25 protein-coding genes are annotated in these 25323 nt (G+C 64.3%); 9 read left to right on the top strand and 16 right to left on the bottom strand.

Annotated elements, in window-relative coordinates:
• Positions 1–68: 68 nt before the first annotated feature.
• The 3 genes from AC3WTE_RS22055 to AC3WTE_RS22065 form a co-directional block, all read right to left on the bottom strand.
• Positions 69–1364: a PucR family transcriptional regulator gene (locus AC3WTE_RS22055; protein ID WP_492440913.1), complete on the bottom strand. Its 1296-nt coding sequence runs from the start codon at positions 1362–1364 to the stop codon at positions 69–71.
• 506 nt (positions 1365–1870) lie between these two features.
• On the bottom strand, positions 1871–2329 hold the full coding sequence (locus tag AC3WTE_RS22060; protein WP_492440915.1) for a DUF3237 domain-containing protein: 459 nt from the start codon (positions 2327–2329) through the stop codon (positions 1871–1873).
• Entirely contained in the window at positions 2326–2808 is a 483-nt protein-coding gene (locus AC3WTE_RS22065) for a nuclear transport factor 2 family protein (protein ID WP_492440916.1), read from the bottom strand. Before AC3WTE_RS22065 ends, AC3WTE_RS22060 begins: the two co-directional genes overlap by 4 nt.
• 289 nt (positions 2809–3097) lie before the next feature.
• On the opposite strand from AC3WTE_RS22065, the gene AC3WTE_RS22070 reads away from it, so the two are divergent.
• Positions 3098–4147 carry an NADP-dependent oxidoreductase gene (locus AC3WTE_RS22070; RefSeq protein WP_492440918.1) on the top strand — a complete coding sequence of 350 codons (1050 nt, stop codon included), beginning with the start codon at positions 3098–3100 and terminating at the stop codon, positions 4145–4147.
• Between the two features lie 279 nt (positions 4148–4426).
• Here AC3WTE_RS22070 and AC3WTE_RS22075 read toward each other — a convergent pair whose 3' ends face one another.
• Complete coding sequence (locus AC3WTE_RS22075) at positions 4427–5926, bottom strand: long-chain-fatty-acid--CoA ligase (RefSeq protein ID WP_492440920.1); 1500 nt, start codon at positions 5924–5926, stop codon at positions 4427–4429.
• 259 nt (positions 5927–6185) lie between these two features.
• Here AC3WTE_RS22075 and AC3WTE_RS22080 point away from each other — a divergent pair, with 259 nt between their 5' ends.
• Positions 6186–6896 (top strand): TetR/AcrR family transcriptional regulator, encoded by a 711-nt coding sequence (locus AC3WTE_RS22080; protein ID WP_492440921.1) that lies wholly within the window; start codon positions 6186–6188, stop codon positions 6894–6896.
• A 48-nt stretch (positions 6897–6944) separates the two neighbouring features.
• On the opposite strand, the gene AC3WTE_RS22085 is transcribed toward AC3WTE_RS22080, so the two are convergent.
• The 4 genes from AC3WTE_RS22085 to AC3WTE_RS22100 are packed head-to-tail and all read right to left on the bottom strand — an operon-like array spanning position 6945 to position 10444.
• Positions 6945–7811 carry a mycofactocin-coupled SDR family oxidoreductase gene (locus tag AC3WTE_RS22085; RefSeq protein ID WP_492440922.1) on the bottom strand — a complete coding sequence of 289 codons (867 nt, stop codon included), beginning with the start codon at positions 7809–7811 and terminating at the stop codon, positions 6945–6947.
• Between the two features lie 28 nt (positions 7812–7839).
• The gene (locus AC3WTE_RS22090) at positions 7840–8373 is read right to left on the bottom strand and encodes a VOC family protein (protein ID WP_492440924.1); all 534 of its coding nucleotides are present in this window, start codon (positions 8371–8373) and stop codon (positions 7840–7842) included.
• Complete coding sequence (locus AC3WTE_RS22095; RefSeq protein WP_492440926.1) at positions 8316–9821, bottom strand: CoA-acylating methylmalonate-semialdehyde dehydrogenase; 1506 nt, start codon at positions 9819–9821, stop codon at positions 8316–8318. Before AC3WTE_RS22095 ends, AC3WTE_RS22090 begins: the two co-directional genes overlap by 58 nt.
• Positions 9822–9880: 59 nt before the next feature.
• The gene (locus AC3WTE_RS22100; RefSeq protein WP_133764878.1) at positions 9881–10444 is read right to left on the bottom strand and encodes a cupin domain-containing protein; all 564 of its coding nucleotides are present in this window, start codon (positions 10442–10444) and stop codon (positions 9881–9883) included.
• Positions 10445–10696: 252 nt separating this feature from the next.
• Here AC3WTE_RS22100 and AC3WTE_RS22105 point away from each other — a divergent pair, with 252 nt between their 5' ends.
• The 3 genes from AC3WTE_RS22105 to AC3WTE_RS22115 all read left to right on the top strand — a co-directional run bounded on the left by AC3WTE_RS22105 (position 10697) and on the right by AC3WTE_RS22115 (position 13341).
• Positions 10697–11155, top strand: a complete 459-nt coding sequence (locus AC3WTE_RS22105; protein ID WP_492440915.1) for a DUF3237 domain-containing protein — start codon at positions 10697–10699, stop codon at positions 11153–11155.
• Between the two features lie 127 nt (positions 11156–11282).
• Positions 11283–12140 carry an alpha/beta hydrolase gene (locus tag AC3WTE_RS22110; protein ID WP_492440928.1) on the top strand — a complete coding sequence of 286 codons (858 nt, stop codon included), beginning with the start codon at positions 11283–11285 and terminating at the stop codon, positions 12138–12140.
• Positions 12141–12495: 355 nt separating this feature from the next.
• Positions 12496–13341: an LLM class F420-dependent oxidoreductase gene (locus tag AC3WTE_RS22115; RefSeq protein ID WP_492440930.1), complete on the top strand. Its 846-nt coding sequence runs from the start codon at positions 12496–12498 to the stop codon at positions 13339–13341.
• A gap of 79 nt (positions 13342–13420) precedes the next feature.
• Here the strand turns inward: AC3WTE_RS22115 and AC3WTE_RS22120 are convergent, their stop codons facing one another.
• Positions 13421–13783, bottom strand: coding sequence for an Rv1152 family transcriptional regulator (locus AC3WTE_RS22120; RefSeq protein ID WP_492440932.1), 363 nt, complete (start codon positions 13781–13783; stop codon positions 13421–13423).
• Between the two features lie 85 nt (positions 13784–13868).
• On the opposite strand from AC3WTE_RS22120, the gene AC3WTE_RS22125 reads away from it, so the two are divergent.
• Complete coding sequence (locus tag AC3WTE_RS22125) at positions 13869–14597, top strand: NAD-dependent deacylase (RefSeq protein WP_492440934.1); 729 nt, start codon at positions 13869–13871, stop codon at positions 14595–14597.
• Here AC3WTE_RS22125 and AC3WTE_RS22130 read toward each other — a convergent pair.
• From AC3WTE_RS22130 to AC3WTE_RS22140, 3 genes are read right to left on the bottom strand one after another with little or no spacing between them, the layout of a single operon-like run.
• Positions 14584–15213: a class I SAM-dependent methyltransferase gene (locus AC3WTE_RS22130; RefSeq protein WP_492440936.1), complete on the bottom strand. Its 630-nt coding sequence runs from the start codon at positions 15211–15213 to the stop codon at positions 14584–14586. The two genes, AC3WTE_RS22125 and AC3WTE_RS22130, sit on opposite strands and share 14 nt — an antisense overlap.
• 2 nt (positions 15214–15215) lie before the next feature.
• Complete coding sequence (locus tag AC3WTE_RS22135) at positions 15216–15890, bottom strand: TetR/AcrR family transcriptional regulator (RefSeq protein ID WP_492440938.1); 675 nt, start codon at positions 15888–15890, stop codon at positions 15216–15218.
• Positions 15887–18121, bottom strand: a complete 2235-nt coding sequence (locus AC3WTE_RS22140; RefSeq protein WP_492440939.1) for an MMPL family transporter — start codon at positions 18119–18121, stop codon at positions 15887–15889. Before AC3WTE_RS22140 ends, AC3WTE_RS22135 begins: the two co-directional genes overlap by 4 nt.
• A gap of 336 nt (positions 18122–18457) precedes the next feature.
• Here AC3WTE_RS22140 and AC3WTE_RS22145 point away from each other — a divergent pair, with 336 nt between their 5' ends.
• Positions 18458–18580, top strand: coding sequence for a hypothetical protein (locus AC3WTE_RS22145; protein WP_020099274.1), 123 nt, complete (start codon positions 18458–18460; stop codon positions 18578–18580).
• A 162-nt stretch (positions 18581–18742) separates the two neighbouring features.
• Here the strand turns inward: AC3WTE_RS22145 and AC3WTE_RS22150 are convergent, their stop codons facing one another.
• From AC3WTE_RS22150 to AC3WTE_RS22165, 4 genes are all read right to left on the bottom strand, one after another.
• Entirely contained in the window at positions 18743–19888 is a 1146-nt protein-coding gene (locus AC3WTE_RS22150) for an acyl-CoA dehydrogenase family protein (protein ID WP_492440942.1), read from the bottom strand.
• A 120-nt stretch (positions 19889–20008) separates the two neighbouring features.
• On the bottom strand, positions 20009–21010 hold the full coding sequence (locus AC3WTE_RS22155) for an NAD(P)H-dependent flavin oxidoreductase (RefSeq protein WP_459368596.1): 1002 nt from the start codon (positions 21008–21010) through the stop codon (positions 20009–20011).
• 40 nt (positions 21011–21050) lie between these two features.
• Positions 21051–21803, bottom strand: coding sequence for a 3-hydroxyacyl-CoA dehydrogenase (locus AC3WTE_RS22160; protein WP_492440944.1), 753 nt, complete (start codon positions 21801–21803; stop codon positions 21051–21053).
• Positions 21804–21844: 41 nt separating this feature from the next.
• Positions 21845–22945, bottom strand: a complete 1101-nt coding sequence (locus AC3WTE_RS22165) for a CaiB/BaiF CoA transferase family protein (protein WP_492440946.1) — start codon at positions 22943–22945, stop codon at positions 21845–21847.
• 121 nt (positions 22946–23066) lie between these two features.
• On the opposite strand from AC3WTE_RS22165, the gene AC3WTE_RS22170 reads away from it, so the two are divergent.
• Together AC3WTE_RS22170 and tet(V) are read left to right on the top strand one after the other, a co-directional pair.
• Positions 23067–23858 (top strand): enoyl-CoA hydratase, encoded by a 792-nt coding sequence (locus tag AC3WTE_RS22170; RefSeq protein WP_492440948.1) that lies wholly within the window; start codon positions 23067–23069, stop codon positions 23856–23858.
• Positions 23859–23939: 81 nt separating this feature from the next.
• Positions 23940–25223 (top strand): tetracycline efflux MFS transporter Tet(V), encoded by a 1284-nt coding sequence (tet(V), locus tag AC3WTE_RS22175; RefSeq protein WP_492440950.1) that lies wholly within the window; start codon positions 23940–23942, stop codon positions 25221–25223.
• Positions 25224–25323: the final 100 nt, after the last annotated feature.

The following is a 25323-nucleotide window of genomic DNA, read 5'->3' on the forward strand; positions in this document are numbered from 1 at the left end:
TGTTCCCGCCGCCTGCGTGCGCGGCCCGGACCCCGCTCGACGACCGGCCGTAGGGCGCGCCGCCTGACTTATGCGGTCGAGGTGCGCAATGTCGTGGTTGTGGCAGCTGGACGTCCGCCACTGTTCACCGGCTTGGCCGGGGCCAGAACTGCCCTGCCGTACCAATGGCATAGCAACAGCGCGACTTCCACATCAAGGTGATCATTCTCGATCGGTCTACCCCGACGTTCGAGGGCGCGTTGTACGCGGTACTTCACCGAATTGACATGAATGTGCAGCTCGTACGCGCTGGCTTTAAAGCTCGATCTGTTGCGCAGAAATTCGGCCAACGTGTCCCGCAGTCGCTCGTCGCTGTCATTGTCCGAAGCAAGTGGACCGAGGACCTGCCCCACCCATGAACGGGCGTTTTCCAAGTCGGAGCTGAACTGTGCTGCGACGACGAGACCGGGTTCGTTGGCCGCGGTCACCCGCCGTGGCGGTGCGCCCGGCGCGAGCGCCACGGTGCGGGCAGCGAAGGCCTGGCGATGTGACTGCCGGAACCCGGCGAGACCGGGCAACGCATTGCCGGCGGCGAGCCACGGCGGGTTCGAATGCAAGCGGACGAACTCTTGGAGCCGGCCCACCACATCGCCGGCCGCCGCGTCGGCGGTGAGCTGAATCCACGCCCACCCGGTGATGCGATCGGAGGCGACAAACAACGGGCGCTCCCGAGCGCCCAATGCGACGGACAGCTCAGCGACGAACCGCTCCATGGCGTCCAGTTCCTCGCCATCTTCCTGTTCCGGGCACCAGAGAATGAGTGCGAGATGAACCCGGCGCAACGGATAGCGGATGAGGACGGACGTTTCGTCGATATCGAGATCGTCGTCGCCGTCCAGGACCTCGCGTACCCGTAGTGACCGCATCTGATTTTGATTGGCCAGCCACCGATCACGTTCTTCCTGATAGGCGTTGACTACTTGATGCGACACGCGATCGAGATAAGCGAATGAGCTCGCCGACAACTGCGCGAATACCAGCAATCCCAGATGAGCCTCAAGCTGTGCGTTCTGGATTTCAGCAAGGATGATCTTGAGGAAATCTTGGTAGCCGAGCCAATACGCGCGGACCAATTCTTCGACATGGGTACCGCGTTGCGCCATCCGACGCGCATGCTCGAGGGCGGCGGTAGGCGCCACTATGCGGTCAATGGGAATCCCGTGGCGGATGGCGGGGAAGAACGTCTCAAGGTTGCTCTGGACCGTGTCGTAAAGCAATGCCAGCAACTCGCCGTCGCCCGCCATCTCCGACTGTTCCCGGTACAGCATCTCCTGAATGGACAGCGACGTCGCCGGAAGTTTCTGGCTCAACCGATCCATGATCATGGCGGCGGTTTCCGCGGCAAGCGTCCGAGTAGCGTTTATTGGCAACATGATTCGCCCCTCTGCGCGGCTATCGCAGAATCACGGTAAAGGCCTTCATTTGCGCCGGTAGGCATAGCTCCCGCGGCGATGCGATCAAGTCTCGTCGGTACTGAGCCGCACTCAGTGGATCGCGGACGGAAGTGACTGCCGAACAACAACATACAGATAATCTTGGCCCCAGCTCGTGCAGCAATGTCGTAATCGACTGCGGTCCAATCGATATCGGAACACGGCGACTTTGCGCACGCCACCGAGATCCGCCGTGGCGTCAGCGTTGATCGCGCGCTCGGCCCGGACCAGGCGAGACCGAACGCAGCGCCGAACCGGACGCGGCCGTCCGCGCGGTGACGTGCGCCCGGGTCGGCGTGCACGCATCAGCGTAGGCATCCGCCGATTGGGTTCCCACCTCGGCAGCAACGCTTGCAAAGCCGGCGCCCGCCGTTACCGCGTTGATGAAACGCGGCCTGTCACAGCGTGACTCGGAAGACCTGGAATTCGACGACGGGTCCGGGTTGGACGCGTCCCTGTCCGACGAAGATGGTCTGGTTGACCCAGGTGTACTTGGGGTCTCCGCATTCCAGGCGTGGGGTGGTGACGAAGTAGTGGTCGCCGAAGTCGGTGCCGCCGCCGACGCCGCCGAGTGCGGCTGCGGCTGCTTCGTTGACCTCGACCAGTCCCTGGTAGCTCATGTAGATCACCGCGCCGTCGTCGGTGTAGAACTGGGCCCGTACGTCGAGGCGGCCGTAGCCGTCGTCGCCGGCCAGTAGCCAGTCTCCGCCGCCGGGGGCGGCGGTGCCGCTGATCCGGTTCCCGGTGACCTTGCCTCCGGTGACGGCCAAGACCTGGCGCAGCCCGTAAGGGCCCGGGCCCACGATTTGCGGTGCGGCAAGCTCCGCGGTGTAGGAGAACTCCGGCTCCAACTTCACTGTGCAGCCCCCACTCCGGCGGCTGCCATCACAGCAGACATGCCCTCGGCGATCACGTCGCGTCCAAATGCCTCCAGGACCACATTGGGATTGAAGTACTCGCGGATCAACACAACCTTGCCGTCCCGGATGCGCATATGTGTGCAATAGGTGTTGGCGTAGATCTTGCCGGTCTGCGTGACCGTCGCATTTCCGTGCAGTTCCAGAATGAAGAGTTCCGGGTCGGTCGTGTCGTGTACGACAAGTGAATCGATCCGGAGGTCGGGCACCGAGGCGAAGAACCAGTCGATGAAATGACCGATCAGGTGTCGGCCGGGAACGGTATCGGCGAGCGGCTCGGGTGCGAACGGCATCTCCCAGACTCCGTCTTCGGCAAAGTTCTCCTTCCACACCTCCAGCGCCTCACCGCGAGGCGGTCCGTCATCGAGGGCCCCCCAGAATCGCTCAACCGTCGCGCGGTTGTCCGTTTGTACGCTCATGCGCCCACCTCCATCTCTCGGTCGACTGCAATCACAGTCGGATGCCAAAGTCGAGAGTGCACCATATGTCGTTGATAGTCAACACCATGTCGATACATACCGGATCCGTTGGCCCCGAACGCGACTGGCGACCATTGGTGCGAAAAATGCTCAATTACTCGACATAGCGTTGATTAATAACGACTACGCGTTTACAGTCATTGCAGGGTCTTGCCGTCATCCCTGCTGATGCGGGGCCGCGCGCCCCGATGACCACCATTCCAGTCACCGCCGACGATGAGGATTCGCCATGAAAACGCCCACCAACCGACTGTTCCGTCTACAGAGGCGGCCGCAAGGCCAGGTCACCGAACAAGATCTCGAGTGGGTCGAGGAGTCCATCCCCGATATTGCGGAGGGACAGGCGTTGATCCGCACGCTGTACCTGTCACTCGACCCCACGAACCGTGTCTGGATGAGCCAGTTGCGTTCCTACATCCCGCCGGTCGAACTGGGTGCCGTGATGCGTGGCCTCGGAGTCGGACAGGTGGTCGAAAGCCGGCGAGACGATCTGCCCGTCGGCGCAATTGTCCTCGGCTTCACCGGCTGGCAAGACTACTGTGTCGCTGACGATTCCGTTCTGGAGATTCCGTTCACGGTTCTTCCCGACCCACTGCCGGCACCGCTTCCCGCGTTCCTCGGAGTACTTGGCCACACCGGCATTTCAGCGTTCATCGGTATCGAGCTGGGCGATCCCCAGCCCGGCGAGACGGTCGTCGTTTCTGCCGCAGGAGGCGCCGTCGGTTCGATCGCTGGACAGCTGGCAAAGCAGCATGGCGCCCGCGTGGTCGGCATCGCCGGCGGCGCCGAGAAGTGCCGACACCTCGTGGAGGAACTGGGCTTCGACGCATGCGTAGACCGACACTCGGACAACTGGCGCGAGCAGCTCGACGAAGCGACCCCAGCGGGCATCGACGTGGACTTCGAGAACGTCGGCGGCCCCATCATGGATCACGTCCTGGGCCGGTTGAACATCGGCGCACGAGTATCGCTGTGTGGCCTGATCTCGGAGTACGACACCTACAACGACGACGGCGACCAACCGGGCCTGCGCAACGCAAACCAGTTGCTCATGCAGCGAGCCACCCTGCGCGGCTTCATCGTCACCGACCACATCGACCGCTACGCCGAGATCATCGGTAAGCTCGCCGCCGCGCTGGGCGAAGGCTCGTTGACGTACGACGAGACCATCGTCGAAGGACTGGAGAACGCCCGGGACACGCTCAACCAAGCATTGTCCGGCGGCACACGAGGAAAAGCGGTCATCAAGGTCGCGTCTGACCCCTCGCCCGTCGGTTGATACGGCGAGAACGCTTGTCAAGGTAGAGGATTCACCGGTTTTTGGGTAGCGGCTATGGGCGTTGCTCGAGAAGCACCAAGGATGCATCCGGAAGTGGAAGCCCAACTGCGCGAGCTGATGCCGGCAGTTCGCGCAGTCGGGTTGTTCGACGTACTCCAGCCCCGCGCTCAAACGCTTGCAGCTCTGGTCGACGACCGGAAGAGCGACTGCCCCAAGGTCGGTTGATCGTCTGCCGAGCGCCCGTCGCCGGCGACAAGTTCAGATGAAACCTCCAGTCTCTCAATCGATTCGGGCTGGCCTCGGCGGTTTGACTTCGCGTCGGAGGATTTTTCCCGTCGGACCCTTGGGTACAGAGTCGACCAGCCATATCTCGCGCGGGTATTTGTATGCGGCGAGTCGGTCCCGGACAAAGGCCTTCAATTCGTCGGCGTCTGCGTGCATCCCGCGTTTGAGAGCGACGGCTGCGCCGACCTCCTCGCCGAGTTCTGCGTGTTTGATGCCGATCACCGCTGCTTCAGCGACGCAAGGATGTTCGTAGAGAACTTCCTCGACTTCGCGTGGATAAACGTTGTACCCACCGCGGATGATCAGATCTTTCTTCCGGTCGACGATGGTGTAGTACCCGTCGCCATCGCGGGTGGCGATGTCCCCGGTACGAAACCATCCATCGGGAATAGCTTCGGCCGTGGCCTCAGGCCGGTTCCAGTATCCCTTCATCACATTCTCGCCCCGGATGGCGATTTCACCAGGTACGCCGTCAGGAATGTCTTCACCGTTCTCCCCGACGATCCGCAGCGCGCAGCCCCGCACAGGTATCCCGATGGTGCCGGGCCTACGTTGGCGCCCGGGTTGGTTGAAACAGGCGATCGGTGCCGTCTCCGAAAGCCCGTAACCTTCGTAGATCTCGCAGGCGAACTTCTTCTCGAACGCTTTGAGAATCTCGACAGGCATGGGTGCGCCTCCGGTGATACACGTACGCAGCGAGGACATGTCGGTGTCGTCTGCATCGGATGAGTGCAGCATCGCGGAGTACATGGTGGGCACGCCCTCGAGAACGGTCACTCGATCGCGGGACACCACCTCCAACGCCTTGGCGGCGTCGAAGCGAGGCACGAGGGTGAGGAGGGCGCCGGCTTTGACCGCCGCGTTGAGTCCGCATGTGAGGCCGAAGACGTGAAACAAGGGCAAGCAACCAAGGATCACGTCTTCGGGACCCACGTTGATCAATGTGTCCACTGTCGTCGCGGCGTTCGTCGACAGGTTCCGGTGGGTGAGTTCCGCCCCCTTGGGTTTCCCGGTGGTCCCGGAGGTGTAGAGAATGACAGCGGTGTCGTCGTCGGTTCGAACGGTCCCGTCATGGATTGGGATGCCGGACAACTCGATTGGACCCGTCGCGGATACCGATACCGAGCGAATCCCGACCTTCGCCGCCGCGGCCGCGACGACGGCATCGCTGCTGTCCAACCCGTACACCACTGTCATGCCCGAGTCGGCCAGGTAGTACTCGACCTCGCGCGCATTGAGCAACGGATTCATGGGAACAGCGACCGCGCCGGCGAGTAGCGCCCCGTAGAACAACACGGGGTAGGCGGGGACATTGGGGAGCATCAGGCCCACTCGGTCGCCTGGGAGCACGCCGTGGGCTCGCAGATCCCCAGCCACCGCCGCGGCCTGATGATGCAGCTGCCGATAGGACAAGATGTACTCGTCGAGCTTCACGGCCGGCCGGCGCCCGTATTCGTGCGCAGTGGTGACGAGATTGGCTGCGAGATTCGTCATAGTTGACTCCTACTTCGAAATAGAGAGCTCGCATTTGATTTCGCACCCGGGGCCCGAAACCTGTTTGAGCGCAAGCAGAGCGGCCGAATCCAGGCAAGACGGTCGAGTTTGCGCGGACTTCGAGGGCGACGCGGACACAACCACCTTACACGGCATGTTCATTATCATCAACACAGCGTCGATTAATTTCAGACATACGTGGCGCCGCGCGGTACGGACTGCCGCCGGTGCATGCCGTACGAGGTCGACCTGACCTATCATGCTTCCTATGGCGTCCACTTCATCCTTCAACCTGAGTGCGGCAGAAACACGGGTGGGCCGACGAAACATCAAGGGCGACAAGCGCGAGCAAGCCATCCTCGAAGGCGCTTACGACATGTTGCGCACAGTACCCCTGCGCAACATCTCCATCGACGATCTCACCAAGCGCGCCGGGCTTTCGCGGTCATCGTTCTACTTCTACTTCGAGTCCAAATGGCAGGTTTTGTCCGCGCTGCTCTCCCGGGTCACAGCCGATGTGTTCCAAGCGTCGCAATTGATTTTCGAGCGTCCAGCAGGCATGCCGCCAGAGGCGGCCATCGAGCATGCCGTCAACGAGGTTATCCAGGTGTGGGAAAGGCACGGTCACGTTCTTCGTGAAGTAGGCGACGCCGCCGCGGCCGAGCCGGACCTGCAGACGCAGTGGGACACAATTCTCGGTCGGTTTATCGATGCCGCCGCCGCAGGAATCGAGCGAGACAGAGAGACCGGCGTGGCTATCGACGGGCCACCGGCCAGGTCGTTGGCTGCCGCGTTGATGTGGATGGGTGAACGCAACCTCGGATTGATGAGTCTGCGCAGCGAGAACGCAATCCCGTTGGAGGACATGGCCGAAACGGTGACCACGATCTGGCTGCGGACGGTGTACGGCCTGGAGTGGAAGCCGCGTAAGGCTGCCAACAAACGCCGCAAGCCCTCTCCGAAGGCGTGATCGACGCCTGGGGAGAGGGCCTGCTGGACTTCTGGTGTTGGTCGGACCTTACTGGTTGTCCAGCGCCATTTTCGTCATGTTCAGCCCGGGCATGAGCATGTGGCCGCCTTCGACCAACATTTCCAGGCCTGTCGTCCATCGTGATTCGTCGGAGGCAAGCCACAGAACAGCTTCACTCATGGCCTGAGGCGGGAGCAGCCCCACGTCTCGGAGAAGCGCCCAGTACTTCGCGCCCTGTAGGTCTTCCTTCACGCCGTTTCCGGGGCCCTTGCCCGCACAAAGGTCGTAGCCGCCTTGCCAATCCAGGGCGGGCGTGTCGGTCGGTCCGGGAAGCAGCGAGTTGACTCGGATGCCGTACTGACCGAACTCGAGTGCCGCGCTCTTCGCCAACCCGAGCACGCCGTGTTTCGACGCCACGTAGTGGACGTAATGGGGAGATCCCTCGACGCCATTGCCCGACGAGGTGATGATCACCGAACCACCTCCGCGCTCCTTCATGGCGGGAGTTACCGCCTTCAGAGTGCGCCAGGGCCCCATGATGTTGACGTTGAGCACATCCAGGAATTCGTCCTCGGGAATGTCCGCGAACGGGTGCACAGTCCAGATGCCGGCATTGGCGACTGCGACGTCGAGTCCGCCGAAGGCCTTGACGCCGTCAGCGACCAGTTTGTCCAGCGGCGCCTGCTCGCGGACGTCGCCCTGGTGCGCGATGATTCGCCGGCCCAGTGCCTCGACTTCCTTGACGGTGATCTCGAGATCGGCTGCCGTACCAACGGGATACGGGACCCCTCCGTTGGCCGGGCAGTCGAAGGCGAGGATGTCCGCGCCTTCCTGGGCGAGGCGGATGGCGTGTGCTCGCCCCTGTCCACGCGCCGCTCCGGTGACCAGAGCGACCTTTCCTTCCATGCGTCCCATGTCTACTCCTTTTCCTAGTTGTTTTGCTTTACGTTTCGTCCGGCGAGATCAGCTGTGGTGCAACGGATATCGGGCCAGAACCGCACTGGCTCGGCCGGATCAGCTGGAGCAGAACATCGATTCCGGGAGGCACGGTCCAGACATGGGTGGTATCGCCCATAGGGATCGGCGCCGCGATCGGCTCTGGCCGCCCGGGACCCCGGAAGGCGCAACCCGCAAGTTCGGGACCATCGGCATGGTGTAGCCGAAGTGCCAGATGATCGAGTTTTGCCTGCGCTCCGCCCAGGGCCAGGTCGAGCGCATCCACATCGTGCATCGTGTACAGCTCGACCTCGGCGCCGGAAACGTTGAGGAATGCCGCGCTGAGGCTCATGGCCGGAATCTCGACCGCACGAGCAACCTCGATCCCAAACCGACCGCACCAGTGCGTGAGTGCCGAGTTCAGGTCGCGTACCAGGATGCCGACATGGTCGAGTCGGGGGAGGTCCGCATCAGGTGGCGAGGTCACTGGCGGCCGGCCGCAACGAAGTGCGGAGCCAGGCCGGGCTTGGGCTCGGTCCACCGTTGGGTGACGACTTTGGATCTCGTGTAGAACCGGTAGCCGTCGTAGTTGAGCCCGTCGTCTCCGAAGCGCGAATCACCCCATCCGCCGAACCCGAACCAGGAAATCGGCACCGGAATCGGCACATTGATCCCGACGCTGCCCGCCAGCACGCCCCGGCTGAAGCGACGAGCAGCCGTCCCACTACCAGTGAAAATGACCGCGCCGTTCCCGTACGGATTGTCGTTGACGATCCGCAGCGCCTGGTCGAGATCTTCGGCGCGCACCACGCTCAGGACCGGTCCGAACACTTCGTTGCGGTACAGATCGCTCTCGACGCTGACGCCGTCGACCAGACTCGGGCCGATGAAGTAACCCGCGCCAGGTGTCGGCCGTTCGCGGCCGTCGACGACCAGTCGGCCGCCTTGTTCGACGGACCGCTTCAGCGCCCCACGGACCCGATCGAGTGCGCCCGCAGAAATCAATGGACCCATGTCGGTACCCAGCGCCGCACCTGGGCCCACCTTGAATGTGGTTGCGCGCTCGGCAATCTTGGTCACCAGTGCATCTGCTGCCGAACCGACGGCGACCGCGACCGTCACGGCCATGCATCGCTGACCAGCGGCCCCGTAGGCCGCCGACACCAGCGCATCGGCGGCAGCATCGAGGTCGGCGTCAGGCAACACCACCAAATGGTTCTTGGCGCCTCCAAGTGCCTGCACCTTCTTGCCGGCCTCGGCCGCGCGGCGGTAGATCGCACGCGCGACGGGGGTGGATCCGACGAAGGACACCGCCGCGACATCTGGGTGGTCGATGAGCGCCTCGGCTGCCTCTATACCGCCGTGCACAACGTTGAGTACGCCGTCAGGCAATCCCGCATCGCTCGCGATTTGCGCCAATCGCACCGCTGCCGACGGCACCTGCTCACTCGGCTTGAGCACGAACGTGTTCCCACACGCAATGGCGGCCGCAAACATCGACACCGGCACCATCACCGGAAAGTTGAACGGCGTGATACCGGCACACACGCCGAGCGGTTGCCGGAAGGAATACGTGTCCACGCCATTGGCGACCTGCTCGGCGTACTCCCCTTTCAGTTGCTGCACAACGGAAAGCGACACGTCGACAGCTTCGATCGAGCGCGCCAACTCGCCCCGGGCATCGTCAAGCGTCTTGCCCTGTTCGGCCGTGATGATCCACGCCAAGTCATCCATCTGCTCATGCAGCAGCACCCGAAAGCGATGCAGTACCGATGCGCGGACGGGGCTGGGCGTGTCGGCCCAGGCCACCGCCGCGGTTCGCGCACTGGCGACAGCTTCGTCGACGACATCGGCACCTCCCAACGCCACTGTGCCGATCACACGCCCCGTAGCGGGATCATGGATCTCGGTCCGCGGTCCCGCTGCCGAAGAGACGGCCGCGCCGGCGATCCAATGCGGCACGGTGTCAAGAGATAGGTCGATGGTCACTGCAACTCCAATACTCAGAAAGGCTGGGAACTTCTAGATACTTGAGACGACAACGGGGCTCAGGCCTTGTGGTCGCGAGGATGTGGCAGGTCCGGGAACATCTCCAGGCCGTAGTTGACTTTCAGGTTCTCGACCTCCGCCTGCACCTGCTCAGGCGTACGCAGCTCACGGTTGCGAGCTTCGTAGAAGTACTTGTCGATGCCGCCGTTGGGCTCGAAGCCGTTGCTGTCCGGGCCGGGCACGAACACCACCAGAATCCGGGCTTCGTCACCGACCACCTCATAGGTGTGCCGCTGATCCTTACGCCCCCAGACAAACTGGCCCTTTTTGGCGTTGTATGAACCGGCCTCGGTGTGAATCTTGATTTCGCCGTCCATCACGAAGAACCCTTCTTCTTCGCGGTGGTGGATGTGCCACACCGGTTCGGTACCGCGTACCCAATTGGTCTCGATGATGATCAGCTGGCCATTGGTGGATTCCCCGGTCGCGTGAATCCAGAAATCCACGCCCGTCATGAAGTCACCGGTCATGTTGAAGTGGATGTCATCACGGTGGGAGACGTAGCTCTCGCCGTCGCGCGAAGTGGTCGGCTGGATTTGGTCGACTTCCGATGTGGCTGCCATGTCAATTCCTCTCTTGTCGTGTCGTCCGTGCGCCGATGTTCGACGTCACGGCTCGGCAAGGTTGAGATTAGACTCACAGTCGAGACTAGTCAACACTGTGTCCACTTTCCGGCGATCGCGTTGTTGCTGCGCGGCGCCGGCCCGCCACATCGCCGTAGAATCAACAGTGTGTTGACTATTGAAGACGCGTAGTGCACAGTCGGATCTGGCGCGGGGCTGAAAGCGGTCCCACTCGAAAATGAGGATGAGACAATGAAGTTGGAGCCGGAGTTCTCCTACACCGCGGAGCTTGCCGCACCGCAAATCGTGGGCCCGGGCCCTTACGGGCTGCGCCAGGTCCTGGCCGTCACCGGAGGCAAGGTCACCGGGAACCGGATCAGCGGCACCGCCGCCCCCGGCGGCGGAGACTGGCTACTGGCCGGCGACGACGGCTACGGCCGCCTCGACGTACGGGCCCAGTTCTACACCGACGACGGCGCGGTGATCTACATGAGCTACCAGGGACTGGTCGAGGTCAACGAAGCAGCCGCAGCCGCACTCGGCGGCGTCGGCGGCGGCACCGACTTCGGCGACCACTACTTCGTCACCACCCCACGCCTGGAATGCGGAGACCCCAAGTACACCTGGGTCAACCAGACCATCTTCGTCGGACAGGGACGCGTCCAACCCGGACCCGTCGTCGAATTCCAGGTCTTCCGAGTCACGCTGTGACGCCGACTGACGGCACCATCAGATCCTGCGCTCCCGGGAAGCGGCGGCGCGTATGAGTGTGCTCCATGCGCAGGCCCAACAGCTGGTGGATTCCCTGTCCACGCACGCTGCCGTACCACCGTGGGAAATGTCGATTGTGGACTACAGAGAGTCCGGCGAGAGATTGATTGCCTTGGCCGGCGATGTTGACCAGCGTTGCACAGTAAGCGATTTCACGATCCCTGTGCGTCACGGATTTGTCACGGCTCGCAGCTACCACCCACTCGGTGCGGGTTCCGCGCTGCCGGGTGTTGTTTATCTGCATGGCGGGGCATTTGTCCGAGGCAGCCTGGACACGCATGATCGGTTCTGTCGAAAACTGTGCGTCCGGGGTGAACTCATCGTGATTTCCGTTGCATACCGGCTAGCACCAGAAGACAGGTTTCCCCGCGCTCAGCATGACGCCGCCGATGCCACCGCTTGGGTCAGTGAGTACGGCGACCGACTCGGCATCGACGTCGAATCGCTTGCCGTCGCCGGTGATTCGTCGGGGGGTGCACTCGCGGCAAGCGTTGCGCTCGCCTCGCGAGAACAGAGCACTCCGATCAAGGCACAAGGCCTGCTGTGTCCCGCACTCGATGCGACCATGAGCAGTGACTCCGTCGAGCGGCACAGAGACGGCCCGTTCCTCACCCGAGCCACGCTCGAATGGGCGTACGACATGTACGTGCCTGATATCGACGACCGTCGTTCGAACCTCGCCTCACCTTTGCTGACCGAGGACCTCGCGGGAGCCCCACCTGCAGTGATCCTCAGCGCTCAGGTCGATCCCGTTGCCGATGACGCAGACCGTTACGGCAAAAGACTTGCTGCGGCGGGCGTCAAGGTTCGCGCCCACGAGTACGAGGGCATGCCGCATGCCTTTCCGTTACTGGCCGGCGTGCTCGACGCGGGTGACCACGCCATCACCGTATTCGCCCGAGAACTCGCAACGTTGCTCAGATAACAGACCTGTACGACTTCGCCGAAGGTCGCCAACTGATCAAACGCGCACCGCCACAGAGCTTTTACGGCACCCGTGGTTTCAACCGTGCCCCCAGGGCGCGGCATCACCCAGATCGGGTCCCTCGAACGCTCGTGGCATCTCGTTCCAAAGACATTTTTCGAGACCACGTGAAGCCATCGCGATCGGTCGTGAAATTCAGATTCCGCAATGCACTCTGCACTTTCGAACTACGGCGTTAACAACGAACGAATCCGAGGCGTGCTGACATCCCCGCCGGGACGGCCACGATGCTCAAATAGGCAGTCCTGCATACCAAAACGGAGTATCTGCGAGAATGCGACATGTCGACCGAACGATGACCAAACCCACTCTGGGCGCCTTCGGCGTGTTCGGGCTTTTCCAGCAGTGGAAACAACTGACCGCCGACCAACTGCGGGACATCGAGGCGCTCGGCTATGGCGCAATCTGGGCGGGCGGCTCGCCACCGGCCGAACTCGACTGGGTTGAGCCGATCCTTGAGCGGACCGAGAGTCTGAAGGTGGCAACCGGCATCGTCAACATCTGGTCGGCGCCCGCCGGTCCGGTCGCCGAGTCGTTTCACCGCATCGAAGGGGCCCACCCGGGCCGATTCCTGCTCGGTATCGGAGCTGGACATCCCGAGCTGATCGCGGAGTACAAGAAGCCCTACGACGCGCTCACCGAGTACCTGAAAAAGCTCGACGAATACGGCGTGCCCAACGACCGGCGCGTCGTCGCCGCGCTCGGCCCACAGGTACTCAAGCTGTCCGCCCGCCGCAGCGCGGGAGCCCATCCCTACCTGACCACACCCGAGCACACCGCCCAAGCACGTGCTCTGGTCGGACCGGATGCGTTCATCGGCCCGGAGCACACGGTGGTGCTGACGACCGACGCCGCGCAGGCAAGGGCCATCGGCCGCAACGCTCTCGACGTCTACCTCAAAGGGCAGAACTACGTGAACAACTGGAAGCGGTTGGGGTTCAACGACACCGACGTCGCCGCGCCCGGTAGCGATGCCCTGATCGACGCCCTCATCGCGTATGGCAGCACCGATGCCGTTGCAGCCAGACTCAAGCAACATCTGACCGCCGGCGCGGACCACGTGCCCGTGCAGGTACTCACTGGGCTCGACAAGCTGGTCCCTGCGCTCGCCGAACTGGCCGGACCGCTCGGCCTCAACTGATCGAGCGCAACAATCGCCACCCTCAGCGATCAGCGAAGCGCCACAAGCTCCCAGACATTGGCCGGACGGCCCGACGCACTTACTCGAACGCCGCGTCCAGATACCGCAGCGCGTCGGCCTTGAGCACCCCCAGCGCCCGGGCGGTGTCGGCGAATGCGTTGGCCGCATCCACCATCGCCGCCGCGGCTGGGTCAGCGGCGGCCACGAAAGTACCTGACCTCCCCCGAGTTTCGAGGACGCCCGCGGCCTCCATCTCCCGATAGGCGCGAGCCACGGTATTGGCCGCCATCCCCAGCGCGGCGGCCAGCTCACGGACGGTGGGCAGCCGGGTCCCGGCGGGTAGGCGGCCACTACGAATGGCATCGATGATCTGCAACCGCAGCTGGTCGAACAAGGGGCCTGCGTGCGGGTCGAGGTGCACCCATTCACCGAAATCGGTCATCAGCCGAGTATGGCCGATGGCGCTCAACCCCATTCTCGCCGTCGGCGAGTGGCCCAGATCACCCGAAACCCGATAACGTGGTCGGATGCGGGTGACGGTGTTCAGCGGTGCGGGGATGTCCGCCGATAGTGGCGTGCCAACCTTCCGGGACGCCGAGACCGGTCTGTGGGCCAACACCGACCCCTACGAGATCTCCAGTTCGGACGCCTGGCGCCGGCACCCGGAGCGGGTGTTCGCCTGGTATCTGTGGCGGCATCACATGATGGGCAACGTGTCCCCCAACGACGGGCACCGCGCGGTGGCCGCATGGCAGGACTACGCCGAGGTCGACGTCGTCACCCAGAACATCGACAATCTGCACGAACGGGCCGGCAGCACCCGCGTGCACCACCTGCACGGCAGCCTGTTCCACTTCCATTGCGACAGCTGCAAGGCCGATTTCGAGGGCGCGCTTCCGCCGATGCCGGAGCCGGAAATCGCCGTCGAACCACCAGAGTGCTACTGCGGCGGGCTGGTTCGGCCCAACGTCGTGTGGTTCGGCGAGAACCTGCCATCCGGCGCGTGGAACAACTCCGTCGCTGCGGTCCGTGCCGCCGACCTGGTGATCACCGTCGGCACGTCGTCGGTGGTCTACCCGGCGGCATCCCTGCCGGAAGCGGCTGTGCAGCAAGGCATTCCGGTGATCGAGGTGAATCCGCAGCCCACCCCGTTCTCCGATCAGGCCACGGTGTCCCTGCGGGAGACGGCAGCGACGGCGCTGCCCACCTTGTTGCAGCGGCTGCCCGAACTGCTGCCAACCATCAAGCAGGCCTGACCGCCCGGCCCAATGCCACTTCCGCCAGCGGCACCCAACCTGGCAGCATCAGCACCCGCCGGGCGTCCGCGACCTGGAATCCCGCACCGACGATGCTCTGCTCGGTTTCGCGGTGCGCGTGGCAGTTGCCCGAAATCTTCGGCCAGAACGTCGAATCCAGGAAACGCTGCACCCGGCCACGCACCCCGCCGCTGGCGACGTGCTCGAAGTAGCGCAGCTCACCGCCCGGCTTGAGACGCGAATACATCTGCCGCAAAACACTTTCCGGCTGGTCGACCGAGCACAGCACCAGCGAGCACACGACTGCGTCGAACAGATCGTCGCTGTCGAAGTTCTCGACGGTCTCGGTGCGCACGGTCACCGGCACGGGCGCGGTCAGCGCCGCCTCCCGCGCCAGCGGTGCGAGCCGCACCTCGGGCTCGACGGCCACCACCTCGGTCACGGTGTCCGGGTAGAAGGCGAAGTTGGTTCCGGTGCCGGCACCGATTTCCAGCACCCGGCCACTGAGTCCGGCCAGGTTCTCCTGGCGCAGTTTGGTCATGAACTTGCGTTCACGTGACGACATCGCGATCCACATGCGGGCGAAGAACGGGTTGTCCACCGTCGTATCGGTCATCGTCAGGAGCCTTTCAGTCGTTCGACCAGCTGCTGCGGCGTATCCGGGCCGCCCAGTCCTTTCACCATGCCACCGAGGCACGCGGCGCTGAGCACCCGGTCCGCGAACTCCTCGAAATCACCGAACGGCAGGTACGGCCGCGAGATGAACAGGGCCGCCAGGCCGTGCGCCACCGTCCACAGTCCGAGTGCCGTCACCGTGACGTCTCCCGCATCTCCCCGGGGATAACTCCCCTCGTCCATCAGCGCTTGCACCGAATCCCGCATGTGTACGAAAGCTGCGGCATCGAGGGCCTGATCCACGTCGCTGCCCGGCTGTCCCTCGGACATCATGGCGATCCGGTACAACTCCGGGTTCTCCCGGGCGAAGCGGACGTACGCCAGTCCTTGAGCGCGTAGCCGGCCGATCGTGGTCGGTTGCTCGGCGGCCACGAGTTGCATGACCTGGTCCAGTCGCTCGAAGTACCGCCCGCACACCGCGTCCAGCAATGCGTCCTTGTCGGCGAAGTGCAGATAGATCGACGGCGGGGTGACACCGACCCGTTGGGACACCGAGCGGATGGATACCGCCTTCTCCTGATTGGATTCGAGGAGCAATTCGGTTGCCGCGTCAAGGATTTCGTCGCGCAGCTGGTCACCCGACCCGCGCGGGGAACGACGCCGCCGAGCCGCTGTCATTGCGCGCCGCACGCCGACGGCACGGGCGGTTCGGGCGCGCCGGACTCACTGATGCCGATGCGCTTGTGCAGCCGGGCCAGCGGCGCCGGTGCCCACCAGTTCCACCGCCCCATCAGGTGCATGAAGGCCGGTACCAGCACCGTGCGCACGAGGGTGGCGTCCACCAGGACGGCGATGGTCAGCCCGAGGCCGAACATCCGCATGAACGACACTTCCGCGGCGATCAGCGCGCCGAACGATATCGACATGACCAGCGCCGCCGCGGTGATCACCCGGCCGGTGTGAGCCAGCCCGAGCGCCACACTCTCGTCGTTGGCTTCTTGCGTGGCGGCCTGCTCCGCCTGCCAGAATTCGCGGATGCGAGCCACCAGGAACACCTCGTAGTCCATGGACAACCCGAACGCGATACAGAACAACAGCACCGGCATGTTGGAGGCCAGCGTCCCGGTCGCTGTGGTGCCGAGCGCGCCGAGATGGCCGTCCTGGAAAATCCAGACCAACGCGCCGAAGGCGGCGGTGAGCGAAAGGACATTGAGCACAACGGCTTTCACCGGCAGCACCACGCTGCCGGTCAGCAGGAACAACAGCCCCAAGGTGATGAGGGCAATGACGGCCAGCACCCACGGCAGCCGATCGGTGACGGCCCGCACGCTGTCGTGGTTGACCTGCGCGATGCCGGCGAGCTGCACGGCGTGCCCGTCCGGTCCCCTGACCGCGTGCACCGCATCGAGTTGCGCCTGCGACGCGTCGGAGAACAGCGGCGCGCTGCTGCCGATGGTCAGGAAGGCGCTGCCGTCGACGATCGCGGTGCCGGGGCCGGCGGGCCCGACCTTCTGGCCGCCGGCAAAAGTGCCGGTCGGCGCCGACACTTCCGTGACCGCGGCGACACGTGACAGGTCGGCGGCGTAGGCGTCGAAAGCTGCCGGGGTCAGGTTCGCAGCATCGGGAATGACGGCCGTGATGTCGGTCGCCGAGTTGTTGACGAAGTCGTCGCGCAGCTGGTCCCCCACCTGGTGCGCAGACGCCGTCGCCGGCAACACCCGTTCGTCGGGGAATCCCCACTTCGCACCGAGGAACGGCGCACCCAGGACCAACAACAGTGCGACGACGGCCAGACCGGCCGACACCGAGCGGCGCATCACCGCTTTGGCAGCGCGGTACCAGAACATCTCGTGCACCGGCTTGGGCGCGGTGTTGCGCCGGAACAGGCTGAGGGCGTCGAGCCGGTCGCCGAGCAGCCAGATGGCGGCCGGCGTGACGATCACCGCCGCCGCCGCGGCGAACGCGACTGTCGCGATGCCGGCGTAGGCGATGGAGGTGAGGAAGTACATGGGGAACATCAGCATCGCGGCCATCGACAGACCGACCGTCGTGGCCGAGAACAACACGGTGCGTCCCGCGGTGACCATGGTGCGGATCAGCGCCCGGTCCCGGGGCTGTCCCTCGGCCATCTCGTCGCGATACCGACTGATGATCAACAACGTGTAGTCGATGGCGAGCGCCAGACCGAGGGCGGTGGCCACGTTCAGCGCGAACACGGACACGTCGGTGAAGAACGTGATGGTCCGCAGCACCGCGAGCGTGCCGGTCATCGCCAGGCCGCCGACCAGGATCGGCAGGGCCGCGGCAACCAGCCCCCCGAAGACCCACACCAACACCAGGAAACTCAGCGGCACTGCGATGGATTCCATGACAAGCAGGTCGTGCTCGGTCTGCGTGTTGATCTGGGAGTAGACGATGGCCCCGCCACCGGCTTTGACGGTGACGCCCGGGCGGTCGTGCACCACTTGGTCGGCGAGTTCCTGCGCGTATTTCTGCGCGTTGTTCTCGCCGCCGTTCATGCCGGCCACGATCAGCCCCGACTTACCGTCCTTGCTGATGAGCTCGCCGGCTGCAGCCTGCGGCACAGTCCAGGCCGAGGACACATAGGCCACGTGGGGCGAGGCCTTCAGATGGTCGACGATGTCGCGGGCGGCCGCGGAAGCCGCTGGCCCATGCACCCCGTCGGGCGCGGTGACGGTAACCAGCATCGGCATGTCGCCCTGATGAAACTTGGTGGCCAACAGCCGGCTGGCTTGCGACGACTCCGCCTTCGGGTCTTGGAAACCACCGGCCGGCAGGGTCTTGACCACCGGGACGCCGAAGATCGCCGCAGCGATCAGCACCAGCCCGGCCAGCGCCAGAATTCTCTTCGGCGCGGCGATGGCCAGCAGCGCAATGCGGTTCAGCATGAACTCCCCTTCGGATAACACCGCTAAGTTATCGGCGATAACTCAAACGTGTCAACAGTGGCCCGCAGTGATCACGAGATTTATTGACGTCCGGTTCAGGTGGCCGACCAGGTGTTACCGAGGTGACGGTCATCATGTTTGCTACTCACCAGTGAACTAACGCGCGATCCGGGGCGCGAAAAGCGCATCAAGATCAGCTGTGGCCTTGCGGAATAAGGCCTACTCACGGGTCACTTAGCGACCCGGTTGAGCCAACCTACCCAGCGGTAAGAATTGCCAGTGTTTTCCGAATCGTGACTCAAAGATTTCTTAATAGCGACCCATAGCCTCATAGACATGTGGATCGACGACACCAACGCAGATGTCATCAAAGTAGATTTCGATGCCCTGTACCACGGGGACGTCCTGATCGAGGGTGACACGTCCGAGCAGTTCCCCGACCTCGCCGAGGCTGTCTGATTCCGCGGGTTCACCCGCGAGTCTGATGCCGCGCCGAAGCGCGATACCCGTGCGCTGAAGCCGCGCATACAGGGACTCGTAGGGGTGATTTCCAGCGTCAAAGCCGCCGACCGATAAGGCCGGCGGCTTTTGTCGTGTCTGGGCCGGAGCCCTCGCTGACGCCTACAGCCCCAGGTCCCGACCGATGACCTCACGCATGATCTCGTTTGAGCCCGCCCAAATCTTGGTGACACGGGCGTCCTTCCAGGCCCGCGCGACCCGGTACTCGTTCATGAAGCCGTAGCCGCCGTGGATCTGGACACAGTTGTCCAGAATCTCGTTCTGCACCACCGAACTCCAGTACTTGGCCTTCGCCGCATCGATGGCGGTCAACTGACCACTCAGATGCGCCGCCACACAATTGTCGACATAGGCCTGCGTCACATCGAGTTTGGTGACCAACTCAGCGAGCAGGAACTTGTTCCATTGCAGTGAGCCGATGGCCTGGCCGAACGCCTTGCGCTCCTTGGCGTATTCGACGGTGTCTTCCAGAATCCGCCGGACGTGAGCGAGATTGGCCACCGCAACGCTGATGCGTTCCTGAGGCAGCAGCGTCATCATGTGGATGAAGCCCCGGTCGACCTCACCGATGATCGCCGACTCGTCGACCCGCACATCTTCGAAGAACAGCTCCGCGGTGTCCGCTTCGGGCTGGCCGACCTTGTCGAGCTTGCGGCCACGAGTGAACCCGGGCATTCCCGTTTCCACGGCGAACAGAGTGATGCCCTTGGAGCCTTTCTCCGGCGCGGTTCGCGAGGCGACGATCACCATGTCGGCCTGGGTCCCGTTGGTGATGAACGTCTTTGAGCCGTTGATGACGTAGCTGGAACCATCCTTGACCGCGGTCGTCTTCAACGCGGCCAGATCCGATCCACCGGACGGCTCGGTCATCCCGATAGCGGTGATCATCTCGCCGCTGCAGAACTTCGGCAGCCACCGACGCTTCTGTTCCTCGGTGGTCAGCGTGACCAGATACGGGGCGGCGCAGTCATAGTGGATGGTGAAAGCCGACGCTGCCGCCGCACTGGACCGCGAAAGTTCTTCACACAGCACGGTATTGAAGCGATAGTCCCCCGCCGCACTGCCGCCGTACTCCTCGGGCACCTCCAGCCCCAGATACCCGTTGCGGCCGGCCTCCAGCCACACCTCACGGTCGATGTAGCGCTGCTCGATGAATTTGTCTTCATTCGGCTCGATGTGCCGAGCGACGAATTCCCGCACCGATGCCCGGAAGTCGTCGTGATCTACCTCGAACAAGCTGCGCTGCATATCAACGTCCTTAACGCGTACCGGGTCGCTTACGGCCAAAAGCTACCTGGCCACCCGCCGCCGAACGAACTGAGGGCTGTGCCCCTTGCGAGTCACAGCCCTGCGCGCACGACGTCAGAACTAGACGGACGCCAGCTCGGCTTCGCCCGCGCCGACCATCCGGGCCAGGCGGCCCGTGATGATCTCCTCGGCCTCGCCGACGATGCGGCTGATGAGCTCGTCGCACGTCGGGATGTCGTGGATCAGACCCATGACGGTGCCGGCGGTCCAGATACCGGCGTCGATGTCACCGTTCTCGAACACCTTGCGGCCGCGCACACCGGCCACCAGATCCTTGACGTCCTCGAACTGGCCGCCCTTCTTCAGGATGTCGACCACCTCACGCGAGACGGCGTTGGACGCCACCCGCGCGGTGTTCTTCAAGCTGCGGAAGATGAGTTCGGTGCCCCGCTCGTCGGTCGCCACGATGGCTTCCTTGACGTTCTGGTGGATGCACGACTCGACGGTGCACATGAAGCGCGTGCCCATGTTGATGCCGTCCGCGCCCAGCGCCAGCGCCGCGACCAAGCCGCGGGCGTCACCGAAACCGCCCGAGGCGATCATCGGGATCTCGATCTCCTTGGCGGCGGCCGGGATCAGCACCAACCCTGGCACGTCGTCCTCACCGGGGTGACCGGCGCACTCGAAACCGTCGATGCTGATGCCGTCGACACCCAGGCTCTGGGCCTTGACCGCGTGCCGCACCGAGGTGCACTTGTGCAGGACCTTGATGCCGTTGTCGTGGAACATCGGCAGGTGCGGGCCGGGGTTGGAGCCCGCGGTCTCGACGATCTTGATGCCGGCATCGACGATCACCTGGCGGTACTCGTCGTACGGCGGCGGGGTGATCGACGGCAGGATCGTCAGGTTGACGCCGAACGGCTTGTCCGTCAGGTCGCGGGTCTTGGCGATCTCATTGGCCAGATCCGCCGGCGTCGGCTGCGTCAACGCGGTGATGAAACCCAGACCGCCCGCATTGGCAACGGCCGCAACCAGTTCCGCGCGACCGACCCACTGCATTCCGCCCTGGGCGATCGGGTGCTCGACACCGAAGGCCTCGGTGAACTTCGTCGTGAGGCTCATATGGACATCTCCCTGTGTTGAATGCTCTTCGCGCAAGCGCTCATCGCGGGGCCATACGGATCGCGCCGTCGAGGCGGATGACCTCGCCGTTGAGCATCGGGTTCTCGATGATGTGCTGCGCCAGGAAGCCGTACTCGTCCGGATCACCCAGGCGAGCCGGGTGCGGCACCTGCTGGCCCAGCGACTTCTGCGCCTCCTCGGGCAGCGAGCCCAGCAGCGGCGTCTTGAACAGCCCCGGGGCGATGGTGCACACGCGGATCAGCTCACGCGACAGGTCACGGGCGATCGGCAGGGTCATACCGACGACGCCACCCTTGGACGCCGAGTACGCGGCCTGACCGATCTGGCCGTCGAACGCCGCCACTGACGCGGTGTTGATGATGACGCCCTTCTCACCGTCGACCGCCTCGGTCTTGGCGATGCGCTCAGCCGACAGCCGGATCACGTTGAACGTGCCGATCAGGTTGACCTCGACCACCTTGCGGAAACCGGCCAGCGGGAACGCGCCGTCCTTGCTCAAGGTCTTGATGGCGTTACCGATACCGGCGCAGTTGACGTTGATGCGCACCGGGCCCATCTCCTCGGCCGCGTCCAGCGCCGCGGCGACGCCGGCCTCGTCGGTGACGTCGGTGGCAACGAACTTGGCGCGCGGGCCCAGCTCGGCGACGACGTCCTCACCCTTGAGGTCGATGACCACGACACTGCCGCCGGCGTCGAGCAGACGCTTGGCGGTCGCCAGGCCCAGGCCCGACGCACCACCGGTCACGACGGCGACGGAATCTTTGATCTGCATTGATGCAATTCCCTTCTTGTTACGGAAATCTGTGGTGCGCCTCAGGCCCAGTCGCGCAGGACCGACTCGGTGTCGGAACCGGGCACGCGGGGTGGCGTCGGAATGCTCGCCACGCTGCGGGAGAACCGCGGCGCCGGCATGGGCTCGAGGTTGCCGCCGTCTTCCGGCGAGAACCGGAAGAAGGTGTCGCGCTCGGTGATGTGCGGCTCGGTCTCGACCTCGGCGAAGCTCAGGACCGGGCTGACGCACGCGTCCGAGCCGGTGAACACCTTGGTCCAGTGATCGCGGGTCTGCGCCTTGAAGGCGGCCGTGAAGATGTCGCGCAGCTCGGGCCAGCGGGCAACGTCGTTCTGGGCGGGCAGGCTCGCCGGGTCCAGTTCCAGCTTGGCCAGCAGCTCGGCGTAGAACTGCGGCTCGATGGAGCCGACGGCCATGTGCTTGCCGTCCGAGGTCTCATAGGTGTCGTAGTACGGCGCGCCGGTGTCGAGCATGTTGGTGCCGCGCTCGTCGCTCCACATGCCCTGCCGACGGAAGCTCCACATCATCTGCATGAGCACGCTGGAGCCGTCGACCATCGCGGCGTCGACCACCTGGCCCTTGCCCGAGGTCTGCCGCTCGAACAGCGCCGACAGGATGCCGACCAGCAGGAACATCGACCCGCCGCCGAAGTCGCCGGCCAGGTTCAGCGGCGGCACAGGACGCTCGCCCTTACGGCCGACGGCGTGCAGCAGACCGTTGAGGGAGATGTAGTTGATGTCGTGGCCGGCCTGCAGGGCACGCGGGCCGGTCTGGCCCCAGCCGGTCATCCGGCCGTAGATCAGGCGCTCGTTGACCTTCGCGCAGTCCTCGGGGCCCAGGCCCAGCCGCTCGGTGACACCCGGGCGGAAGCCTTCGATGAGGACGTCGGCCTTCTTGATCAGGCTCAGGACCAGCTCGCGGCCTTCGTCGCTCTTCATGTCGGCGGTGACCGACCGGCGGTTGCGCAGCATGGAGTCGCCGCTGGGAGCTGGATTGACGGCCGTGCGGGGCCTTTCTATACGCACCACGTCCGCGCCCAGGTCTCCGAGAATCATCGCCGCGTGCGGGCCCGGGCCGATGCCGGCCAACTCGACAACGCGCAGTCCCTGCAGTGGTCCAGCCATCTAAATGCACCTCTTGGTCGATCGGTTCGAGCCCAGTCGTATTGACCGCGACATAGCTTACTTGTATAACGAAGTCTGTCTAGTGCGGGTATCTGGCCCGCTGGTGAAACTGGGGTACTGAATGACTTACACCGGATCCGACGATCTGACCGTCTCCCTGGACGACGGCGTGTTGTCCGTGACGCTCAACCGGCCGGACACACTGAACTCGCTGTCGCTGGGAATGCTCGAACTTCTCGGCGATGCGGTGCTGCAGGCCGCGACCGACCCCGAGGTCAAGGTGGTCCGGCTGGGCGGCGCGGGTCGGGGCTTCTGCTCCGGCGCGGGCCTGAGCGCCGAGGACCAGGACGTCAAGAAGTTCGACGCGGCAGCGGTCTTGAATGCCGCCAACCGGGCCGTCGCGGCATTGGTGAACCTGCCCAAGCCCGCGGTCGCGGTGGTGCACGGCGTCACCGCCGGTGTCGGGGTGTCCCTGGCGCTCGGGTGCGACATCGTCCTGGCGTCAGAGAAGTCGTCCTTCCTGCTGGCCTTCACCAAGATCGGGCTGATGCCCGACGGCGGCGCCTCGGCTCTGGTCGCCGCGTCGATCGGCCGGGCCCGGGCCATGCGGATGGCGCTGCTCGCCGAGAAGCTGCCCGCCGCCGAGGCATACGCCGCCGGACTGGTGAGCTCGGTGCATGCGGCAGACGAACTCGACGCCGAGGTGGATCGCGTGCTCGCGGTGCTCAAGTCCGGCCCGGCCGTGGCCCTGCGCAAGACCAAGCAGGCTGTCAACGACGCCACCCTGACCGAGCTGAACAACACGTTCGCCCGCGAAACCGCCGGGCAGATCCAGCTTTTGCACGCCGCCGACTTCCGGGAGGGCGTGGCGTCCTTCCAGCAGCGCCGGCTGCCGGTCTACTCCGACGTCTAACGCGTGATTTGTGCGCGTCTTTGCGCTCTCGTCGCGGAAAGACGCGCACAAATCGCTTGACGGGCGCGGGACCATGGATTTGTGAGTTCCGAGTTCGACGTCGAAACGCCCGAACCGCGGACCACTGACCGCTGGCGGGTCTTCGCGCCCTTACGTTTCCGCGAATACCGCCTGCTCATCGCTGCCGTCTCACTGTCCATCTTCGCCGAGGGCATGTGGACGGTCGTAGCCGCGCTGCAGGTCATCGCGCTGGACAACGATCCGGCCGCGCTGTCCCTGGTGGCGACCTGCCTGGGTACCGGCCTGGTGTGCTTCGTGCTGGTCGGTGGCATCGCGGCCGACCGGCTGAACCGACGCAACATCATCATCACCGTCGAGGTGGTCAACCTCGCCGTGGTGTCGACCGTCGCCGTCCTCAGTTGGACTGGGACGCTGCGCCTTTGGCACATGGCGGTCGCCGCGGCGTGCCTCGGCATCGCCGTCGCCTTCTTCTTCCCGGCCTACAGCGCACTGCTCCCCCGGCTACTGCCGGCCGAACAATTGTTGGCGGCCAACGGCATTGAGGGCATGGTGCGCCCGGTGCTCCAGCAAGCGATCGGCCCGGCCGCTGCCGGTGTACTGGTCGGGCTGACGTTCCCGTGGATCGGTGCGACGACTGTCGCAGCGTTGTTCGCGGTGGGCCTGGCGCTGCTGATCGCGACCAGACCCGCTGCCGTCGCATCCATCGATGAGCCCGCGGAGCACAAGCACGTACTGCATGATCTGCGTGACGGTTTCACGTTCATGACCCGCACCCCATGGTTGCTGTGGACGCTGTTGGTCGCGAGCGTGTACGTGCTGGTGGTGCTCGGACCCATCGAGGTGCTGGTGCCGTTCATCGCCGAGCAGCGATTCACCGACGGCCCGCGCGCCTACGGTTTCATCATGGCCGGGTTCGGAATCGGTAGTGCCGTTGGCGCGTTGGCGGTTTCGTCGACCCGCATGCCGCGGCGGTACCTGACGGTGATGATGGCAATCTGGGGTCTGGGTGCCCTGCCGCTGATCGTCGTCGGCAGCACCTGGTCGTTTCCGCTGATGCTGGCCGCGTCGTTCGGTGTCGGCATCGGAGACGGAGCCAGCATGGTGATCTGGGGGACGCTCCTGCAGCGACGGGTGCCGACCGAGATGCTGGGTCGAGTGTCGAGCCTCGACTTCTTCGTCTCGTTGGTATTCCTGCCGGTGTCCTACGCGATCGCCGGACCGCTGTCGAAAATCATTGGCATGCACTGGATTTTCCTGGCATCCGGCTTGGTGCCGGCGGTCCTGACCGCCATCGCCTGGACCGCGGGCAAGATGCGCGCCGACGAACTCGCGCACCCGCTGTGATTTATGCACGAAAAGGCGCGCCTAGTGGTTGTTGCGTTTTGATTGAGCGTGTCTGGGTGTTTTGACCTGGCGTTTCGGCAGAATGTGTTGGTGGCCAAGA

The organism is Mycobacterium sp. FW102-FHT13B02 (assembly GCF_058790275.1).

What these genes read in the sequence shown, in the direction of transcription:
- AC3WTE_RS22055 (WP_492440913.1), bottom strand. Translation starts at nt 1,364, where the DNA reads ATGATCATGGATCGGTTGAGCCAGAAACTTCCGGCGACGTCGCTGTCC.
- AC3WTE_RS22065 (WP_492440916.1), bottom strand. Translation starts at nt 2,808, where the DNA reads ATGAGCGTACAAACGGACAACCGCGCGACGGTTGAGCGATTCTGGGGG.
- AC3WTE_RS22070 (WP_492440918.1), top strand. Translation starts at nt 3,098, where the DNA reads ATGAAAACGCCCACCAACCGACTGTTCCGTCTACAGAGGCGGCCGCAA.
- AC3WTE_RS22075 (WP_492440920.1), bottom strand. Translation starts at nt 5,926, where the DNA reads ATGACGAATCTCGCAGCCAATCTCGTCACCACTGCGCACGAATACGGG.
- AC3WTE_RS22080 (WP_492440921.1), top strand. Translation starts at nt 6,186, where the DNA reads ATGCTTCCTATGGCGTCCACTTCATCCTTCAACCTGAGTGCGGCAGAA.
- AC3WTE_RS22085 (WP_492440922.1), bottom strand. Translation starts at nt 7,811, where the DNA reads ATGGGACGCATGGAAGGAAAGGTCGCTCTGGTCACCGGAGCGGCGCGT.
- AC3WTE_RS22100 (WP_133764878.1), bottom strand. Translation starts at nt 10,444, where the DNA reads ATGGCAGCCACATCGGAAGTCGACCAAATCCAGCCGACCACTTCGCGC.
- AC3WTE_RS22105 (WP_492440915.1), top strand. Translation starts at nt 10,697, where the DNA reads ATGAAGTTGGAGCCGGAGTTCTCCTACACCGCGGAGCTTGCCGCACCG.
- AC3WTE_RS22110 (WP_492440928.1), top strand. Translation starts at nt 11,283, where the DNA reads ATGTCGATTGTGGACTACAGAGAGTCCGGCGAGAGATTGATTGCCTTG.
- AC3WTE_RS22115 (WP_492440930.1), top strand. Translation starts at nt 12,496, where the DNA reads ATGACCAAACCCACTCTGGGCGCCTTCGGCGTGTTCGGGCTTTTCCAG.
- AC3WTE_RS22120 (WP_492440932.1), bottom strand. Translation starts at nt 13,783, where the DNA reads ATGACCGATTTCGGTGAATGGGTGCACCTCGACCCGCACGCAGGCCCC.
- AC3WTE_RS22125 (WP_492440934.1), top strand. Translation starts at nt 13,869, where the DNA reads ATGCGGGTGACGGTGTTCAGCGGTGCGGGGATGTCCGCCGATAGTGGC.
- AC3WTE_RS22130 (WP_492440936.1), bottom strand. Translation starts at nt 15,213, where the DNA reads ATGACCGATACGACGGTGGACAACCCGTTCTTCGCCCGCATGTGGATC.
- AC3WTE_RS22135 (WP_492440938.1), bottom strand. Translation starts at nt 15,890, where the DNA reads ATGACAGCGGCTCGGCGGCGTCGTTCCCCGCGCGGGTCGGGTGACCAG.
- AC3WTE_RS22140 (WP_492440939.1), bottom strand. Translation starts at nt 18,121, where the DNA reads ATGCTGAACCGCATTGCGCTGCTGGCCATCGCCGCGCCGAAGAGAATT.
- AC3WTE_RS22145 (WP_020099274.1), top strand. Translation starts at nt 18,458, where the DNA reads ATGTGGATCGACGACACCAACGCAGATGTCATCAAAGTAGATTTCGAT.
- AC3WTE_RS22150 (WP_492440942.1), bottom strand. Translation starts at nt 19,888, where the DNA reads ATGCAGCGCAGCTTGTTCGAGGTAGATCACGACGACTTCCGGGCATCG.
- AC3WTE_RS22155 (WP_459368596.1), bottom strand. Translation starts at nt 21,010, where the DNA reads ATGAGCCTCACGACGAAGTTCACCGAGGCCTTCGGTGTCGAGCACCCG.
- AC3WTE_RS22160 (WP_492440944.1), bottom strand. Translation starts at nt 21,803, where the DNA reads ATGCAGATCAAAGATTCCGTCGCCGTCGTGACCGGTGGTGCGTCGGGC.
- AC3WTE_RS22165 (WP_492440946.1), bottom strand. Translation starts at nt 22,945, where the DNA reads ATGGCTGGACCACTGCAGGGACTGCGCGTTGTCGAGTTGGCCGGCATC.
- AC3WTE_RS22170 (WP_492440948.1), top strand. Translation starts at nt 23,067, where the DNA reads ATGACTTACACCGGATCCGACGATCTGACCGTCTCCCTGGACGACGGC.